The organism is Arthrobacter rhombi (assembly GCF_039526245.1).
In the GTDB taxonomy this organism is placed as follows: domain Bacteria; phylum Actinomycetota; class Actinomycetes; order Actinomycetales; family Micrococcaceae; genus Arthrobacter_H; species Arthrobacter_H rhombi.
In genome coordinates, this window is sequence record NZ_BAAAIV010000005.1 from 66567 (window position 1) to 81717 (window position 15151).

At 67.3% G+C, this 15151-nt stretch carries 15 protein-coding genes; 6 read left to right on the plus strand and 9 right to left on the minus strand.

The genetic code is table 11. The features are described from left to right. Positions 1-17: 17 nt before the first annotated feature. From hpaD to ABD088_RS04890, 4 genes are read right to left on the minus strand one after another with little or no spacing between them, the layout of a single operon-like run. Positions 18-1115 (minus strand): 3,4-dihydroxyphenylacetate 2,3-dioxygenase, encoded by a 1098-nt coding sequence (gene hpaD / locus ABD088_RS04875; protein ID WP_343900474.1) that lies wholly within the window; start codon positions 1113-1115, stop codon positions 18-20. Between the two features lie 35 nt (positions 1116-1150). Next, complete coding sequence (gene hpaE / locus ABD088_RS04880) at positions 1151-2653, minus strand: 5-carboxymethyl-2-hydroxymuconate semialdehyde dehydrogenase (protein ID WP_343900475.1); 1503 nt, start codon at positions 2651-2653, stop codon at positions 1151-1153. A 44-nt stretch (positions 2654-2697) separates the two neighbouring features. Next, positions 2698-3357: a GntR family transcriptional regulator gene (locus ABD088_RS04885; RefSeq protein WP_343900745.1), complete on the minus strand. Its 660-nt coding sequence runs from the start codon at positions 3355-3357 to the stop codon at positions 2698-2700. 10 nt (positions 3358-3367) lie between these two features. Then, positions 3368-4909 (minus strand): fumarylacetoacetate hydrolase family protein, encoded by a 1542-nt coding sequence (locus tag ABD088_RS04890; protein WP_343900476.1) that lies wholly within the window; start codon positions 4907-4909, stop codon positions 3368-3370. A 152-nt stretch (positions 4910-5061) separates the two neighbouring features. Here ABD088_RS04890 and ABD088_RS04895 point away from each other — a divergent pair, with 152 nt between their 5' ends. From ABD088_RS04895 to ABD088_RS04905, 3 genes are all read left to right on the plus strand, one after another. After that, a complete protein-coding gene (locus ABD088_RS04895; protein WP_343900478.1) occupies positions 5062-6327 on the plus strand; it encodes an amidase family protein in 1266 nt (421 codons plus the stop codon). Between the two features lie 71 nt (positions 6328-6398). Then, positions 6399-7001 carry a hypothetical protein gene (locus tag ABD088_RS04900; RefSeq protein WP_343900480.1) on the plus strand — a complete coding sequence of 201 codons (603 nt, stop codon included), beginning with the start codon at positions 6399-6401 and terminating at the stop codon, positions 6999-7001. Then, a complete protein-coding gene (locus ABD088_RS04905) occupies positions 6998-7621 on the plus strand; it encodes an RES family NAD+ phosphorylase (RefSeq protein ID WP_343900481.1) in 624 nt (207 codons plus the stop codon). Before ABD088_RS04900 ends, ABD088_RS04905 begins: the two co-directional genes overlap by 4 nt. A 90-nt stretch (positions 7622-7711) precedes the next feature. Here the strand turns inward: ABD088_RS04905 and ABD088_RS04910 are convergent, their stop codons facing one another. The 4 genes from ABD088_RS04910 to ABD088_RS04925 are packed head-to-tail and all read right to left on the minus strand — an operon-like array spanning position 7712 to position 10994. Beyond that, on the minus strand, positions 7712-8551 hold the full coding sequence (locus tag ABD088_RS04910; RefSeq protein ID WP_343900483.1) for an alpha/beta fold hydrolase: 840 nt from the start codon (positions 8549-8551) through the stop codon (positions 7712-7714). 2 nt (positions 8552-8553) lie between these two features. Next, positions 8554-8883, minus strand: coding sequence for a biotin/lipoyl-containing protein (locus ABD088_RS04915; RefSeq protein WP_343900484.1), 330 nt, complete (start codon positions 8881-8883; stop codon positions 8554-8556). Continuing rightward, the gene (locus tag ABD088_RS04920) at positions 8876-9946 is read right to left on the minus strand and encodes an alpha-ketoacid dehydrogenase subunit beta (protein WP_372710657.1); all 1071 of its coding nucleotides are present in this window, start codon (positions 9944-9946) and stop codon (positions 8876-8878) included. Before ABD088_RS04920 ends, ABD088_RS04915 begins: the two co-directional genes overlap by 8 nt. Continuing rightward, the gene (locus tag ABD088_RS04925; protein ID WP_343900485.1) at positions 9939-10994 is read right to left on the minus strand and encodes a thiamine pyrophosphate-dependent enzyme; all 1056 of its coding nucleotides are present in this window, start codon (positions 10992-10994) and stop codon (positions 9939-9941) included. Before ABD088_RS04925 ends, ABD088_RS04920 begins: the two co-directional genes overlap by 8 nt. Positions 10995-11149: 155 nt before the next feature. Here ABD088_RS04925 and ABD088_RS04930 point away from each other — a divergent pair, with 155 nt between their 5' ends. Next, positions 11150-11623 carry an Lrp/AsnC family transcriptional regulator gene (locus ABD088_RS04930; protein ID WP_343900487.1) on the plus strand — a complete coding sequence of 158 codons (474 nt, stop codon included), beginning with the start codon at positions 11150-11152 and terminating at the stop codon, positions 11621-11623. A 75-nt stretch (positions 11624-11698) separates the two neighbouring features. Here the strand turns inward: ABD088_RS04930 and ABD088_RS04935 are convergent, their stop codons facing one another. Beyond that, positions 11699-12100 (minus strand): VOC family protein, encoded by a 402-nt coding sequence (locus ABD088_RS04935; RefSeq protein WP_343900489.1) that lies wholly within the window; start codon positions 12098-12100, stop codon positions 11699-11701. A 340-nt stretch (positions 12101-12440) separates the two neighbouring features. Between ABD088_RS04935 and ABD088_RS04940 the strand changes: the two genes are divergently transcribed. Continuing rightward, complete coding sequence (locus tag ABD088_RS04940; RefSeq protein WP_343900748.1) at positions 12441-13832, plus strand: IS1182 family transposase; 1392 nt, start codon at positions 12441-12443, stop codon at positions 13830-13832. A gap of 246 nt (positions 13833-14078) precedes the next feature. Beyond that, positions 14079-15122, plus strand: a complete 1044-nt coding sequence (locus ABD088_RS04945) for an NAD(P)-dependent alcohol dehydrogenase (RefSeq protein WP_343900491.1) — start codon at positions 14079-14081, stop codon at positions 15120-15122. Positions 15123-15151 lie beyond the last annotated feature (29 nt).

A 15151-nucleotide genomic window follows, 5' to 3' on the forward strand; every position in this document is an offset into this window, starting at 1 on the left:
CTGCATCGTGCCGGGGACTAGAGCTGGTGGCCCATCTTGAAGCCGATCTCTTCGCCCGGCTCGTCCTCGACGGCGTCGCCCGGGGCGCGGGTGTAGGAGAAGCCGTCGGCGCCGACCGTGACCGCCATCTCCGACTTGTCCTCGCGGACCACGACGTCGCGCGGGTTGCCGTCCAGGTCCAGGACCAGGGAGGCCTCGGTGTACCAGGACGGGACCACGGGGTTGCCCCACCAGTCGCGGCGCTGGTTGTCGTGGACGTCCCAGGTGATCACGGGGTTGTCCGGATCGCCGGTGTAGTAGTCCTGGGTGTAGATCTCGATGCGGTGGTCGTCCGGATCCAGGATGTACAGGTAGAACGCGTTGGAGACGCCGTGGCGGCCGGGGCCGCGTTCGATCCTGTCGGAGATGCGCAGGGCGCCCATCTTGTCGCAGATCTGGATGATGTTGTGCTTCTCGTGGGTGGCGAACGCGACGTGGTGCATGCGGGGGCCGTCGCCGCCGGTCAGGGCGGTGTCGTGCACTGTCTGCTTACGGTGCATCCAGGCGGCGTAGGTGACGCCGTCGGAGTCCTGGATGTCCTCCGAGACGCGGAAGCCCAGGCCCTCGAGGTATTCGCGGCCGCGTGGCACGTCGGGGGTGACCTGGTTGAAGTGGTCCAGCCGGACGAGCTCGCCGGCACCGTAGAGGTCGTAGCGCTGGTGCAGGCGTTCGACGTGCTCGACGTCGTAGAAGAACTCATACGGGAAGCCCAGCGGGTCCTCCACGCGGACCGAGTCGCCGATGCCGCGCACGAACCCTTCCGTGCGGCGTTCGGTCCGGCAGCCGAGCTCCTTGAAGTACACCTCGGCGGCGTCGACCTCCTCGGGGGACCTGACCCGGTAGGAGAACGCGGCGACGGCGGCGACGGGGCCCTTGCGCAGCACCAGGTTGTGGTGGATGAACTCCTCGAAGGAGCGCAGGTAGATGGCGTCGTCGTCCTCGTAGGTCACGTGCAGGCCCAGCAGGTCCACGTAGAACTTCCGCGAGCGGGCCAGGTCGGTGACCACGATCTCCATGTAGGCGCAGCGGACGATGTCCGGCGCGGGGACCGAGGTGGTGGTGGTCTTGATGTCCATGATGTTTCCTTAGCGTGCGAGGGGGGGGAGGGGGCTCAGGCCTTGCCGAAGACGGGGTTGTGGACCTCGCCGAGGTTGATGTGCACTGCCTGCTGGTCGGTGTAGAAGTCGATGGAGCGGTAGCCGCCCTCGTGGCCCAGACCCGAGGCCTTCACGCCGCCGAACGGGGTGCGCAGGTCGCGGACGTTGTTGGAGTTCAGCCACACCATGCCGGCCTGGACGTCCTGCGAGAAGTTGTGCGCCCGCTTCAGGTCGTTGGTCCAGATGTAGGCGGCCAGGCCGTACTTGGTGTTGTTCGCCAGGGCGAGCGCCTCCTCGTCGGAGTCGAAGGGGGTGATCGCGACGACGGGGCCGAAGATCTCCTCCTGGAAGATCCGCGCGTCCGGGGCGACGTCGGCGAAGACGGTCGGCTGGACGAAGTTGCCTTCCGGGAACTCCTCCGGACGGCCGCCACCGGCGACCAGGCGGGCCTCGGACTTGCCGATTTCCACGTAGGACATGACCTTCTCGTAGTGCTCCGGGTGGACCAGGGCACCGACCTCGGTCTCCTTGTCGTGCGGCAGGCCGACCTTCACGCGCTTCGCCTGGGCGGCGTAGCGCTCGACGAACTCGTCGTAGATGCCGCGTTCAACCAGGATGCGCGAGCCTGCGGTGCAGCGTTCGCCGTTGAGGGAGAAGACGCCGAAGATGGTGGCGTCGATGGCGGCATCCAGGTCAGCATCGGCGAAGACGACGGCGGGGGACTTGCCGCCCAGTTCCATCGACAGGCCCTTGAGGTACGGTGCGGCGTTGGCGAAGATCAGCTGGCCGGTGCCCGATTCCCCGGTGAAGGAGATCAGCGGCACGTCCGGGTGCTTGACCAGCGAGTCGCCGGCGAAGCCTTCCTCGCCGTACCCGTGCACGATGTTGAACACGCCAGCCGGCAGGCCGGCCTCCTCGAAGATGCCCGGCCACAACGACGCGGACAGTGGGGTGAATTCGGCGGGCTTGAGCACCACCGTGTTGCCGGTGGCCAGCGCCGGCCCGAGCTTCCAGGACTCGAGCATGAACGGGGTGTTCCAGGGGGTGATGAGCCCGGCGACGCCGATCGGCTTGCGGTTGACGTAGTTGGCCTGGCGGCCCGGGACCTTGAAGGCGTCGTCGTGTTGGGCAACGATCAGGTCGGCGAAAAACCTGAAGTTCTCCGCCGCGCGGCGGGCCTGGCCGAGCGCCTGCGTGATGGGCAGGCCGGTGTCGTAGCACTCCATTTCGGCCAGTTCCTGGCCGCGGGACTCGACGATGTCGGCGATCTTGTGCAGCACGCGGGAGCGTTCGCGCGGCAGCATGGAGGGCCACGGGCCGTTCTCGAAGGCGTCCTTGGCGGCGGCCACGGCTGCATCGACGTCGGCGACCTTTCCGGAGGCAGCCTGGAGGTAGGCCTGGTTGGTGACCGGGTCCAGCACGTCGAAGGTGTCGCCGTCGATGGAGTCGACGAGCTGGCCTCCGATGTAGTGCTGCAGGTGGGTGGGCAGGTTCTCCGGCACGAAGTGCTTGCTCATGGTGGTCCTTTCGTGGTGGAACAGGGATTCCGGGAGTGGGGGTCTCAGATGGCCGAGGGCGGTTGTCCCGCGGCGGCCAGGTAGGCGTTCAGGGTGTTGGTGCGGTGGGTCCGGGCGGCGTGTTCGATCTCCGCTGCCGGGGCGCCGGCGGCCAGGAGGTCCAGCAGGCCGTCATGTTCGGCCACCGAGTGGTGGGCCCGGCCCGGGACGTGGTCGAACGAGGAGGTGCGCATGGCAGCCAGCCGCGCCCAGCCGCGGTGGACCAGGTCCAGGATGTGCGGGTTCGGGCAGTTCTCGTAGAGCACCGTGTGGAACTGGTTGTTCAGCTCGGTGAAGCGGCGCGGATCGAAATCCTTCAACGTGCGCCGCATCGATTCGTTGATGACCCGGGCCCGGCCCAGGTCCTCGGCGGTCAGCAGCGGTGCGGCCAGCGCGGTGGCGGCGCCCTCGATCACCGAGAGCGTCTGCATGGTGTGCAGATACAGCTCGGTGTCGACGGAGGCAACGGTGGCCCCGACGTTGCGTTCGAAGAGCACCAGCCCCTCGGCCTCGAGCTTGCGGATCGCCTCGCGCACCGGAACCACGCTGCAGCCCAGTTCGGCGGCAATGGTCCCGAGCACCAGCCGGTACCCCGGGACCAGGGCCCCGGAGGCGATCCGGTCGCTGAGCAGCGTGTAGGCCTGCTCGGATTTGCTGGTGGTCATCATCGGGTGCCTACTGGCCCACCGTCGAGTGGCCGGCCGCGAGCCATTCGGCGTACTTGGCCTTCCACCCGGCGTTCATCGGGAACAGCCCGTCGACGGCGTGGCCCTGGCGGACCTGCTCGAAGACGTATTCATCCATGCGCTCCTGCTCCAGCGCCTCGTCGGCGACCTGCGCGGCCATGACCGGCGGGATGACCAGGATGCCGTCGTCGTCGGCGACGATGATGTCGCCCGGTTGCACGGTGGTCCCGCCGCAGGCGACGGTGATATCGGTATCCCACGGCACATGCTTGCGGCCCAGCACCGCGGGGTGGGATCCGCTGTAGTAGGCGGGGATGTCCAGTGCGGAGACCGCCGTCAGGTCGCGCACTCCGCCGTCGGTGATGATGGCCGCTGCGCCGCGGACCTGGGCGCGCAGGCCCAGGATGTCGCCCAGGGTGCCGGAGCCCTTCTCGCCGCGGGCCTCCATGACCAGGATCTCGCCCTCGTTGATCGAGTCGATCGCCTGCTTCTGGGCGTTGAACCCGCCGCCGTGGGACGTGAAGAGGTCCTCGCGGTTGGGCACGAAGCGCAGCGTGCGGGCGGTGCCGATGACCTTGCGGCCGGACTTGGTGCCCCGCAGCCCGTCGATCGAGACGTTGTTCAGCCCGTGCTTGCGCAGCGTGGCGGAAATCGTCGCGGTGGCCACGGCGTTCAGCTTGGCCTTCAGTTCATCGGTGAGCACGACGGCGGTGCCCGGCTGGGCGGCATCGGCTGCCGAGGTGGGGGAGAGGGCGCCGGCGGCGGAGGCCGCCTCCTCGGAGCCGTAGGCGTCGATCAGGTCGGCGTCGGTCAGGCGGGGCTGGTTCCCGAAGGAGGCCATCGCCGTCGTGCCCTGGGTGACGGGGGTGGACAGACGACCGGTGGTCAGGCCGGAGGCGGGGTCGTCGACCTCGACCTCGACGGTGTCGCCGGGGACGATGACCGAGGAGCCCGCGGGGGTGCCGGTGAGGATGACGTCGCCGGGCTGCAGGGTCATCAGCTGGGACAGGTCGGCGACGATGCGCCCGAAGTCGAAGATCAACCCGGCGGTGGTGTCGTCCTGGACGAGTTCGCCGTTGACCCAGGTGCGCAGGCGCAGGGCCGCGGGGTCCACTGCGGAGGCCGGCAGCAGGGCGGGGCCCATCGGGGTGAAGCCGTCGCCTGACTTGGAGCGGATGTTCGATCCCTTGTCCGCGTACTTCAGGTCGTAGACGCCCAGGTCGTTGGAGGCGGTGACCCAGCCGACGTGGTGCCAGGCGTCCTCGGGGGAGACCCGGCGGGCGGTGGTGCCGATGACCAGGGCGACCTCGCCCTCGAAGGCCAGGGCGCGGGTTTCGGCGGGGCGCTCGACGGGGGTGCCGGAGACCGAGAGCGAGGAGGCGGCCTTCATGAAGTAGGACGGGTGCTCCGGGGTGCGGCCGCGCTGGGCGGCCCGGGACGCGTAGCTGAGGTGGACGGCCAGGACCTTTCCGGCGGCGTCCAGCACCGACTGGTCGACCGGTGTAGTGCTGGCTGCGTTGTTCGGCTCCATCGCCACGGTTCCTCCTGTGATGTACGAAATCGTATACGATCCATCATGCCGTGTGGAGCCGGTCACGTCAAGGGGTGCCACGAAGGGTCCCGGGTGGGCCGGTGCCATACTGGTGGCTACCCCGACCCGCAGTCCCCGCCAGGAGGTTCCCCATGCAGGAGATTGGCCCCATCGACCACCCGGAGCCCGGGGTCTGGACCCAGGTGGCCGACGCCTCGCAAGTGGAGGGGCAGCGGCCGGCCGGCGGGCAGTTCGCGCTCGCGGTGAAGTCCAACATCGCGGTAAGCGGGTTCCGCCGCTCGGCAGGCTGCCAGGGCCTGGATCTCGGTCCCGAGGACGCGGACGCCCCGGTCGTGGCCGCATTGCGGGAGGCCGGAGCCGTCGTCGTGGGCATCACCAACATGCACGAACTGGCCTTCGGCATCACCTCGAACAACGCGGCCTTCGGCCCGGTCCGGAACCCCGTCGATCCCACCCGCGCCGCCGGCGGCTCCTCGGGCGGCAGCGCAGCAGCCGTGGCGCGCGGAGATGTGCCGGTCGCACTGGGTACCGACACCGGTGGATCGGTGACGATTCCGGCCAGCCTGTGTGGTGTGGTCGGATTCCGTCCCAGTGCCGGCCGATGGCCCGGAGGCGGTCTGGTCGGCCTGTCGTGGACGCGGGACACCCCCGGCCTGTTCGCGCGCACAGTGGAGGAAATTGAACGTCTCGACGCGGTGATTGCACCTCAGAACGACGACGGCGCTGCCCCCTCCCGGCCACGGCTCGGCATTCCAGCAGAACTCGTGGAGGACCTGGACCCGGCCACTGAGGCCGCCTTCGCCGCTGCCCTGGAACGGTGGGGAGATGCCGTTGAGACAGTGGACCTGGAGCTCGGTCGCGTGCTGGACCTGACGCATGCCGCGGAGATGCCGATCGTGCTGTGGGAGTCGCACCGCCTGCTCGCCGACGTCGCCGCGAACGCCTTCGGCATGGCCCCCGATGCCGCGTTCGCACGCCTGGTCGAATCCGTGTCCAGTCCCGACGTACGTGCCGTCCTCGAGGCCGAACTGGTGCACCCGGTGACTTCGGAGGAATATGCGCGGGCCCAAAGCGAGGTGGCCCGGGCGCGCACGGCCTACGCCGGGTTGCTCGCCGGGCAGGGCCTGGACGGGCTCGTCTTTCCGGGGACTCCTGCGCCGGCCCCTCCGCTGGGCCAGGATGAGACGGTCGAACACCTCGGTGACCAGGTCTCCACCTTCGGCCTCTATACGCGCAACACCGGGCAGGGCACGATTCTGGGAGTGCCCATGCTCACGCTCCCGGGGCCAGTCCCGGACGGCGGACTCCCCGTGGGGATCACGCTGCAGGGGCCGCGCTTCGACGACCGCAGGTTGCTGTCCCTGGGGCGACGGCTCGAGGCAGCTGCGGCGCGGTGAGGTGGGTATGACTCAACCGTGATGCGTTGTGATGCGAGATGCCTGAGCGTATCATTGGAAGAATGGAAGCCATGGAGCGGAACACCAGCATGGACGTCGTGAGGGAACGAGTGTCGCGGGCGTTAGCGCATCGCCACTCCTCGATCTCCGCGGACGTCGTCCTAGACATTTTGGACGAAGCAGTCGGTACATCGGAGACGCTGACGGCCGGGGAACAGGAGTTCCTCACGGAGCACGCTGGGGCCACGAATGCCGACTTCATGCCGGAGGCAGGACGCCTCACGCGACTGGAGATCACCCAACGACAGTCAGAGGCCGCGGAACAGATGCGGAGCAGGGCGTTGACGACTTCGGACGTGGCTCGGCTCCTGGACCGGGCGCCGTCGAACGTGCGTCGTTCACTGTCGACCGGAAACCTCTATAGCGTAGGTTCCGAGTCGACGAGCAGGGAGCGGCTATTTCCGGAATGGCAGTTCACGCAGGACGCACGGATCATTCCAGGACTTCGGGAAGTCTTGGAGGCCCTTCCTGATGACTATCACCCCCTAGACGTCGAGGGTTTTATGGTGACTCCCCAAGAAAGTCTGCGGGGACGTTCCCCGGCCGCGTGGTTGTCCGGAGACGGGGATGTGGAAGCGGTGGTCAGGATCGCCGACGAGCAGGGTTGGGCGTGACAGCCAAGAATCCGCGTCGACCGGATCGGCCATTAACGTTGGACGTCGCCGATATCCACCGGTGCTCAGGGCCACTCTGGCGGATTCATCGCTCGGTCGGGACCCACCGGATGGAATGGAACGGACTTCGCGAGTTTGGCCCGCTTCCTCAGTTTCGATGGGAACCGCACCCCCTGCCGATGCAGAATCACCCCGGGGTGGGCGTTTCCTACACGGCCGCCAACTACGTCACGGCTTTCGCCGAGGTGTTTCAAGAACGCCGCGCCATCACCCTGACCGAACAGCACGTGTTGGCTGCTTGGTTGCCGTCCCGGACTTTGGAATTGCTCGATCTCAGCGGGAACTATTGGGCGCTGCATCATGGTGCGTCCGCTTCATTGCCCGGAGCGCCGAAAAGCACCTGCCGAAACTGGGCGGCAACCATCTTCGCCGAGTTGGGAAGCCAGATCGACGGACTGTATGTTCCGTCGACCGTGACCGGCGATCCCATGGCGGTGTTGTTCGCACGGGCGGCCACCGCCTTTCCCCCGGCTCCAGGCTTCTCGCGCCCCTTGACGCACGTCTCCGTGGAGAAATTGGCACTTCAGGCTGCAGACACCTTGAGGTGGCCAATCCGCTGAGGCCGTGGCCCTACCAGGGGTTGCTTTGACATGACGATGAAGACCGCCCCTCGAGGGACGGCCTTCAAGGAGCACCGGATCAAGGCCGCCTCAGCCGTTGATGAACTCCACGGCGGCCTGCTTGAACGCACGTGAGGTGACCGCGTTGGCGTGGGTGCGCGCCGGCAGGATGAGCTCGCGGACATGCGCGTCCGATCCCTGGTGCCCGCGGGCCAGTTCCATCAGCGTCGGCAGCGTCTCCGCCAGGTCATCGCGCTCGCCGGCAACCAACAACACAGGCATCGACGGGACGGCCTCCTCGGGGGAGAACGGTTCGGTCTTGATGGCCTCGACGAGGGAGAGCAGCGAGAACATGTTGTTGGTCGGCACCAGCTGAGCCATGCGCACCAGTTCCGCTGTGGTGGGATCGGCGATCGGCTCCCCTCCGGAGAGCTGGGTCTGGGCCGCCTCCAGGTCGAAGGTGGCCAGCGGGTCGGTGCTCGCCGGCCCGCCGAGGACCACCCGGTGCACCAGCTGTGGCTGTGTTCCTGCGAACTCCCAGCCGAGCCGGGCGCCCAGCGAGTAGCCCAGCACGTCCACCCCGGAGGACGCATCGCCCTCGGTGAGGGGGTGCACATGCTGGTCCTGCAGGATCTGCAGCAGCTCGGCACGGATCCGGCTTGGCGTGTACGCGTCCAGGTCATCCGGTGCAGGGCTCAGCCCGTGACCGGGGAGGTCGACGGCGATGACCTTCCGGCCGGCGTCGTTCAGTGCGGTGATCCAGCCGGTCGCCACCCAGTTCATCTCGGTGGAGGAGGCGAACCCGTGGATGAGCAACACAGGGCGCGCCCCGGCGTCGTCCTGCGGCGTGAAGATCCGTACGGCGAGCGAGTTGGCGGTGCCCTCGACCCGGTGTTCGGCCTCGTGGTGTGCGGTTTCGGCCCCGGCCATGATCAGTCGTCGTCCAGGTTGGCCGAGAGGCGCACGCGGCGCTTCGGGGCGGTGTCCTGCGGGACGGTGCCGACGATTCCGGCGCTGTCGTCGGCGACCTCGAAGACGATCAACTCGTCGCCCACGTTGATGGTCTCGCCCGGTTCGCCGTTGATGCGCAGCACCTTGCCGGCCTGCGGGGAGGGCAGTTCCAGCGAGCTCTTGGTCGTCTCGACCTCCACGAGCGGCTGGTTGCGCTCCACCTGGTCGCCGGGGGCGACGAGCCATTCGAGCACCGTCGCGTCGATCAGGCCCTCACCGAGGTCCGGAAGCGGGAAGGAAAGTTCAGCCACGGCGGTACTCCAATACTCGTTGAATCCCGAAGAGAATGCGGTCGATGTTCGGCAGGTACTCCGCCTCGAGGCTACCCGAGGGGAACGGCACATCGAAGCCCGTCACGCGCTCGACCGGCGCTTTCAGCGTGCCGAAGCAGGCCTCGGTGATGGTCTGCGCGACCTCGGCGCCGAGCCCTGCAGCGCGCGGTGCCTCATGCACGACGACGGCGCGGCGCGTCTTGGACACCGAAGCCGCCAAACCGGCGGCATCGATGGGCTTGAGCCAGCGCAGGTCCAGCACCTCGACGTCGATCCCGTCCTCGGCGGCCAGCTCGGCCACCTGCAGGCAGCGGGCGACCATGCCGCCCCAGGCCACCAGGGTCAGGTGCTTGCCGGGGCGCACGACCACTGAGCCCTCCAGCTCCCCGGGGGTGTCGAAGTCGACGGTGTCCTTCTGCCAATAGCGGGACTTCGGCTCCATGAAGACCACCGGGTCCGGGCGCGTCGCCGCGTGGCGCATCAGGTGGTACGCCTGGTGCGGGTTCGATGGGCAGACGACCTTCAGCCCGGCGACGTGGGCGAAGATGTACTCCAGTGATTCGGAGTGCAGTTCGGGGGACTGGATGCCTCCGAAGCTGGGGATGCGCAGGGTGATCGGCATCGGCAGGGCGCCGCGGGTGCGGAAGTTCATCCGGGCGATCTGGGTGACGATCTGGTTGATCGCCGGATAGGTGAAGCCGTCGAACTGCACCTCGGGGATCGGGTGGTAGCCGGCCATGGCCAGCCCGGCAGACATGCCCAGGATGCCGGACTCGGCAAGCGGGGTGTCGAAGACACGGTCGGCGCCGAAGCGCTTTTGCAGGCCGTCGGTGATGCGGAAGACGCCGCCAAGCTGGCCGACGTCCTCACCGAGGACCACTGCCTTCGGGTTTTCGGCCAGCACGTCGGCCAGAGCGGCGTTGATGGCCTTGTTCATCGACAGCGTCTCGCTGCCGGTGCGCTGCACGGTGTCCATGGCGTCCCCTGCGGTGGTGGCGGGCGCCGTGCCCGTCGGTTCGATGGTTGCTGTCGGGTTAGACATGCTCGGACTCCTCCCGCCACTGCGTGGCCTGCTGCTTCAGGGCCTCGGTCTGCTCCTGGTAGACGTACTCGAACATCTCGGCTCCCGGGCGAGGACCCTGCGCCTGGACGGCCAGACGCGTCGATTCCTCAAACTCGGCGGCCTCGGCCCAGATGGACTGCACGGCTGCCGTGTCCAGCGTGCCGTCGGCCAACAGGCGATCGCGCAACGACTCGATCGGGTCGGCGCCGGCATCGCGGCGCTCATCCTCGAGCGTGCGGTAGCGTCCCGGATCATCCGAGGTGGAGTGCGGTCCGCGGCGGTAGGTCATCGCCTCGACGATCGCCGGGCCCTTCCCGGAGCGGGCATGTTCGACGGCGGCGCGGGTCCCGCGGACCACTGCCTCGACGTCGTTTCCGTCCAACCGGATGGCGGGGATCCCGTAGCCGGCACCGCGGGCGGCGACGGAACCGCCGGCGACCTGGGCCTCGGTGGGCACCGAGATGGCCCAGCCGTTGTTCTGCACGAAGAACACGACGGGGGTCTTGAAGATCCCTGCGAAGTTCATGGCCTCGTGGATGTCGCCCTGCGAGGAGGCGCCATCGCCGAGGAAGATCAGAGCGGTGGGCAGGTCGGTTTCCGGACGGCCCTCGCGGATGGCGTCGAGCCGCTGGCCGTGGCCCCATCCGACGGCGTGCAGCGCCGAGCCGGCGATGACCGTCTGGATCGGGGTGAACCGGTACTTCGTCGCGTCGTACAGGCCGCCGTTCCAGGTGGCCTTGTGGGTCGCCATGAATTCTGGCATGTCCACGCCGGCTGCCAGGGCGGCGCCCATTTCGCGGTAGGTCGGGAAGACGAAGTCGCGGTCCATGTCCATGGCGCGGACGCTGCCGACCTGGGCCGCCTCCTGGCCCTGCATGGGGGCGTAGCCGGGCAGGATGCCCTGGCGCTGCCAGGCGATGGCGGAGGTGTCCAGGTGGCGGACCTTCGTCATGAGGCGGTACAGCTCGACCAGGTCGTCGGCGGCCAGCGCCTCCGGGTGTGGCTCAAGCCGGGGTGCTTCGGTCATGTTCGGCTCCCAGTAGTTCGGATGGATCTTCTGGGTGTGACGGTAGTTACCCGCCGGAATCTGTGCAATCTCCCGCCGAAGGGTGCTGCAATCTGCACATTGTGTCTATGCTGAACGACATAGCACCATACAAACTGTTAGGCATCGAGGACGGCATGAAGATCGACGAATTGGACGCCAGGATCCTGGATGAGTTCTCCTCGGACCCCCGGATGTCGGTTCTGGAGGCATCGCGGGTCCTCGGCGTGGCCCGGGCAACAGTGCAATCCCGTTTGGACAAAATGACGCGCGAGGGCGTGGTGACCGGTTGGGGGCCGCACCTATCGGCAGAGGGGCTGGGTTATCCGGTACGGGCGTACTGTGCCCTGGTCATCGACCAGGACGCCGGGCACGACGGCGTTGCCGCCGCTCTCTCGGAGGTGCCAGAGGTGCTCGAGCTTCATACGGTGTCGGGCGAGAGCGATCTGATGGCCTGCGTGGTCGCCAAGTCCAACGACGACCTACAACGCGTGCTGGATGCGGTCATTGCGACGCGGACTGTCTTGCGGACATCGTCCCTAGTGGTGCTGAACTCGCCGATTCCGTTGCGGCTACTGCCCCTGTCGCGGGCTTCCGCACAAAGGACCTAGATCTTGAGCGGTCGGCGCGAGCGTCCCCAGGGTCATCCGCCGGCTTCGAGGCGCGGTGGTGTGCCGGGGTGTCTCTCAAGAGGCCGGTTCGTAGCCGATCAACCAGTGCAGCCCGTACTGGTCGATGACTTGCCCGTCCGAGGCGCCCCAGGGCTTGGGCTCCAGCGGGGCGACGACCTGGCCACCGACGGCGAGCTTGTCGAACCACTCATGGAGAACCTGCGGTTCCGCAGTGCCCAGGAGGGAGAGCATGAGGCCCTCGAACTTAACGCTCTGACCGCCCGGCGACGTATCGGATCCTGCGACCGAAACCGTGCCGCGGAGCTCACCGTGGGCGATCGCCTCCGGGGGTGCTTCGACGTTCCCGAATTCTTTATTTGTGTAGACGGAGAGCTCCCCACCGAAGATTTCCGCGTAGAAGCCAAGGGCCTCCCGCGCCGTTCCGGGGAAGCTGACATAGATCATCGGTGAGGCCATGCGCTCACGGTACAGATAGGGCAGCGACATCGGTAGGGAAGGCCATCAGTAAGGTCGAAGTTGTCGCCTACGACCAAAGGCCCCACGCATATTGCATTGCGTAGGAGCGACGGAGCCACCCTCCGTTACGTGCCCGCGCTCTTGGGACTATGGTGTGGGCATGCCCACTAGGTGCGTGGGTCAGTAATGCCGAGCCCGAACTTTAAAACGCCGATGGAATAGCAAGGGTCCATAGGGTGCGGCTGGGAGAATTGGGGGTATGGATACCAGTTCTCCCGGCCCCGATGGTTTGTTCGATGAGTCCCTCGTCGAGCGCGTCGAACCCGGCCCCGATGACCGGATGGATGCCAACGGCGGTGCCAGGAAACGGTTCAAGGCATTCGAGCCCGACGCGGTGATGCTGGTGCCACCCTCGTTGGACGAATGGTTGCCGTCCAACCACCTGGCGAGGTTCATCGCCGAGCTCGTGGAGAACGAGCTGGACCTGGACCGCTTCCATGCCTCCTACCGCAAGGCCAAGGGCCAGCCACCGTATGATCCGCGGTTGATGCTGCGCATCGTGCTCTACGGCTACTGCGTCGGGGTGAGGTCCTCGCGTGAGTTGGAGAAGGCCTGCACCGACGTGGTGGCCTTCCGCTGGCTGGCCGCCCAGCAGGCCCCTGACTTCCGCTCCGTCGGGCGCTTCCGCGAACGCCACCTGGCCGCGTTGGCGAACGTGTTCCTCCAGGCCCTGGAACTGTGCCGGGCCGCGGGCATGGTCAAACTCGGCCAGGTCGCCCTGGACGGGACGAAGGTCCGCGCCAACGCCTCCCGGCACAAGGCGATGTCCTACGCCCGGCTCACGGCCAGGCAGAAGGTCCTCGCCGATGAGATCAGCGACCTCATGGCCGAAGCCAAGACCGTGGACGCCGAGGAGGATGCCCGGTTCGGGCCCGGCAAGCGCGGGGACGAGTTGCCCGCCGAACTGGCCGATCGCCAGCGTCGTGCGGCCGCGATGGCCACCGCGCGGGCATCGATCGAGGCCGAAGCCGCGGACAAGGCCCGCGCCGAGGCCGAAGCGAAGGCCCGGGACCGCGGGGACGATGATGACGACGTGACCGGGGCCGGGGACAAGGCCGCCGGCAAGGCGGTGCCGAAGCCGAAGGCCCAACGCAACTTCACGGATCCGGATGCGCGGATCATGAAGACCGCAGACGGGTCCTACCACTACTGCTTCAACGGCCAGGCCGTCGTCGATGCCGGCCACCAGGTCATCATCGCCGCCGAAATGAGCGCAGCCGCCAACGACTACGGGCAGCTGGCACCGATGGCCGAAAACGTCCACCGGAACCTGGGCCGGATGCCCGGGCAATTGTTGGCCGATGCCGGGTACTGCTCGAAGGCGAACCTCGAACACGCCCGCAACCTGGAAGCCGAGCATGGGACCGGGTTCCTGATTTCCACCCGCCGCATGAAGCACTCCACCCCGATCCCCGAGGCACCGCGGGGCAGGATCCCGGCTGCTGCGACCCTGGGCGAACGGATGGCCCGGAAGCTGAAGACGAAACCGGGCCGGAAGGCCTATGCCAGGCGCAAGGCCATCGTGGAACCGGTCTTCGGGCAGATCCACACCCGCCAGGGCAAGCACGTGCTGCTGCGCGGGCTGGAGAAGGCCACCCATGAGTGGAAGCTGCTCGCGGCCTGCCACAACCTCATGAAACTACACGCATACCAGGGGAATCCGGCCACCTGATTCGGAAGGGGCAGGACCGCCAAGCCCTGCCCGCTATCGAGGCCTTCGGGCAGCCGTGGAATGACCGACAGCGGCAACCGGCCTGGGAATCCGTGCCCTGGATCATTGGGCGCTGTCGTCGGTAGCCATTCCGCCGGAAACACTAGTCGGCATCAAAGCATTACCGACCCATACACCTAGGTACCACGGACGGCTGGCCGTGAGACATTGACGCCGTCAAGGACCACTACCCACAGGAGAGTCGCCATGCGCGCAGTTGTGTTCGAGAACTACCAGACCTTCCCTGAAATCAAAGAGGTCGACAAGCCGGTGCCAGGTCCCGGCGAAGTTCTGCTGAAGGTTGCCGGTGCGGGTGCTTGCCATTCCGACGTCGCAATCTTCCAGGACTTCGTGGATGGGGCCCCCGGAGCCGTGCCGCCGGCTTTCATCCTGGGCCACGAGAATTCAGGCTGGATCGAGGAGCTGGGTCCCGGCGTGGAGGGTTTCGCCCGAGGAGATGCCTATCTGGTCTACGGACCGATCGGCTGCCAGCGCTGCCGCGCTTGTTCACGCGGGCAGGATACCTACTGCGAAAACGCCGCGACGATGCCCTACATGGGAGTGGGCCTGGGACGAGATGGCGGCATGGCCGAGTACCTCCGGGTACCAGCCCGCAATCTCGTAGCCCTGGGCGACGCCGATCCCGTAGCCGCCGCAGCCCTGTCCGACGCCGGCCTCACGCCTTACCACGCTATCAAGCTGTCACTGCCGCACCTCAACGGCGGCGGCAAGTACGCCCTTGTGGTGGGGTTGGGTGGGTTGGGCCTGCTGGCGGTCCAGATCCTCAAGGCCTTAACGGGAGCCACCATCATCGCCACGGACATGAAGCCGGAGGCCATGGCCGAGGCCGAAAAGCTCGGTGCCGTCACCGTGTCCGGTGGCGAGGGCCAAGTCGAGCGGATTCGCGAGATCACCGGTGGCAAGGGCGTGGATGCCGCCTTTGATTTCGTCGGCGTAGCGCCGACTGTGATGACCGCCATGGGATCCACTGCTCGCCAAGGACGTTGCACCATCGTCGGCATCGCCGGCGGATCCTACGACTGGTCGTTCTTCACCGCGCCATATGAAGTTGAGCTGACCAGCACCTACTGGGGCACGATCGAGGAGCTGTACGAGGTCGTCGATCTGTTCAAGGCCGGACAGATCCAGCCGCTATACACGACGTACCCGATGGAGCGGGCGCTGGAGGCCTACCAGGCGCTGGTAGACGGGAAGATCGCCGGCCGAGCCGTCGTCGTACCGCATTCCTGAGCTGGATCCCTCGGGGGGACGGGGCAGGC

Bases quoted from the DNA above. Each gene is read 5' to 3' on its own strand.
- ABD088_RS04945 (WP_343900491.1), top strand. From the start codon at position 14,079: ATGCGCGCAGTTGTGTTCGAGAACTACCAGACCTTCCCTGAAATCAAA.
- ABD088_RS04940 (WP_343900748.1), top strand. From the start codon at position 12,441: ATGGATGCCAACGGCGGTGCCAGGAAACGGTTCAAGGCATTCGAGCCC.
- ABD088_RS04910 (WP_343900483.1), bottom strand. From the start codon at position 8,551: ATGGCCGGGGCCGAAACCGCACACCACGAGGCCGAACACCGGGTCGAG.
- ABD088_RS04900 (WP_343900480.1), top strand. From the start codon at position 6,399: ATGGAGCGGAACACCAGCATGGACGTCGTGAGGGAACGAGTGTCGCGG.
- hpaE (WP_343900475.1), bottom strand. From the start codon at position 2,653: ATGAGCAAGCACTTCGTGCCGGAGAACCTGCCCACCCACCTGCAGCAC.
- ABD088_RS04895 (WP_343900478.1), top strand. From the start codon at position 5,062: ATGCAGGAGATTGGCCCCATCGACCACCCGGAGCCCGGGGTCTGGACC.
- ABD088_RS04930 (WP_343900487.1), top strand. From the start codon at position 11,150: ATGAAGATCGACGAATTGGACGCCAGGATCCTGGATGAGTTCTCCTCG.
- hpaD (WP_343900474.1), bottom strand. From the start codon at position 1,115: ATGGACATCAAGACCACCACCACCTCGGTCCCCGCGCCGGACATCGTC.
- ABD088_RS04890 (WP_343900476.1), bottom strand. From the start codon at position 4,909: ATGGAGCCGAACAACGCAGCCAGCACTACACCGGTCGACCAGTCGGTG.
- ABD088_RS04920 (WP_372710657.1), bottom strand. From the start codon at position 9,946: ATGTCTAACCCGACAGCAACCATCGAACCGACGGGCACGGCGCCCGCC.
- ABD088_RS04885 (WP_343900745.1), bottom strand. From the start codon at position 3,357: ATGACCACCAGCAAATCCGAGCAGGCCTACACGCTGCTCAGCGACCGG.
- ABD088_RS04925 (WP_343900485.1), bottom strand. From the start codon at position 10,994: ATGACCGAAGCACCCCGGCTTGAGCCACACCCGGAGGCGCTGGCCGCC.
- ABD088_RS04935 (WP_343900489.1), bottom strand. From the start codon at position 12,100: ATGGCCTCACCGATGATCTATGTCAGCTTCCCCGGAACGGCGCGGGAG.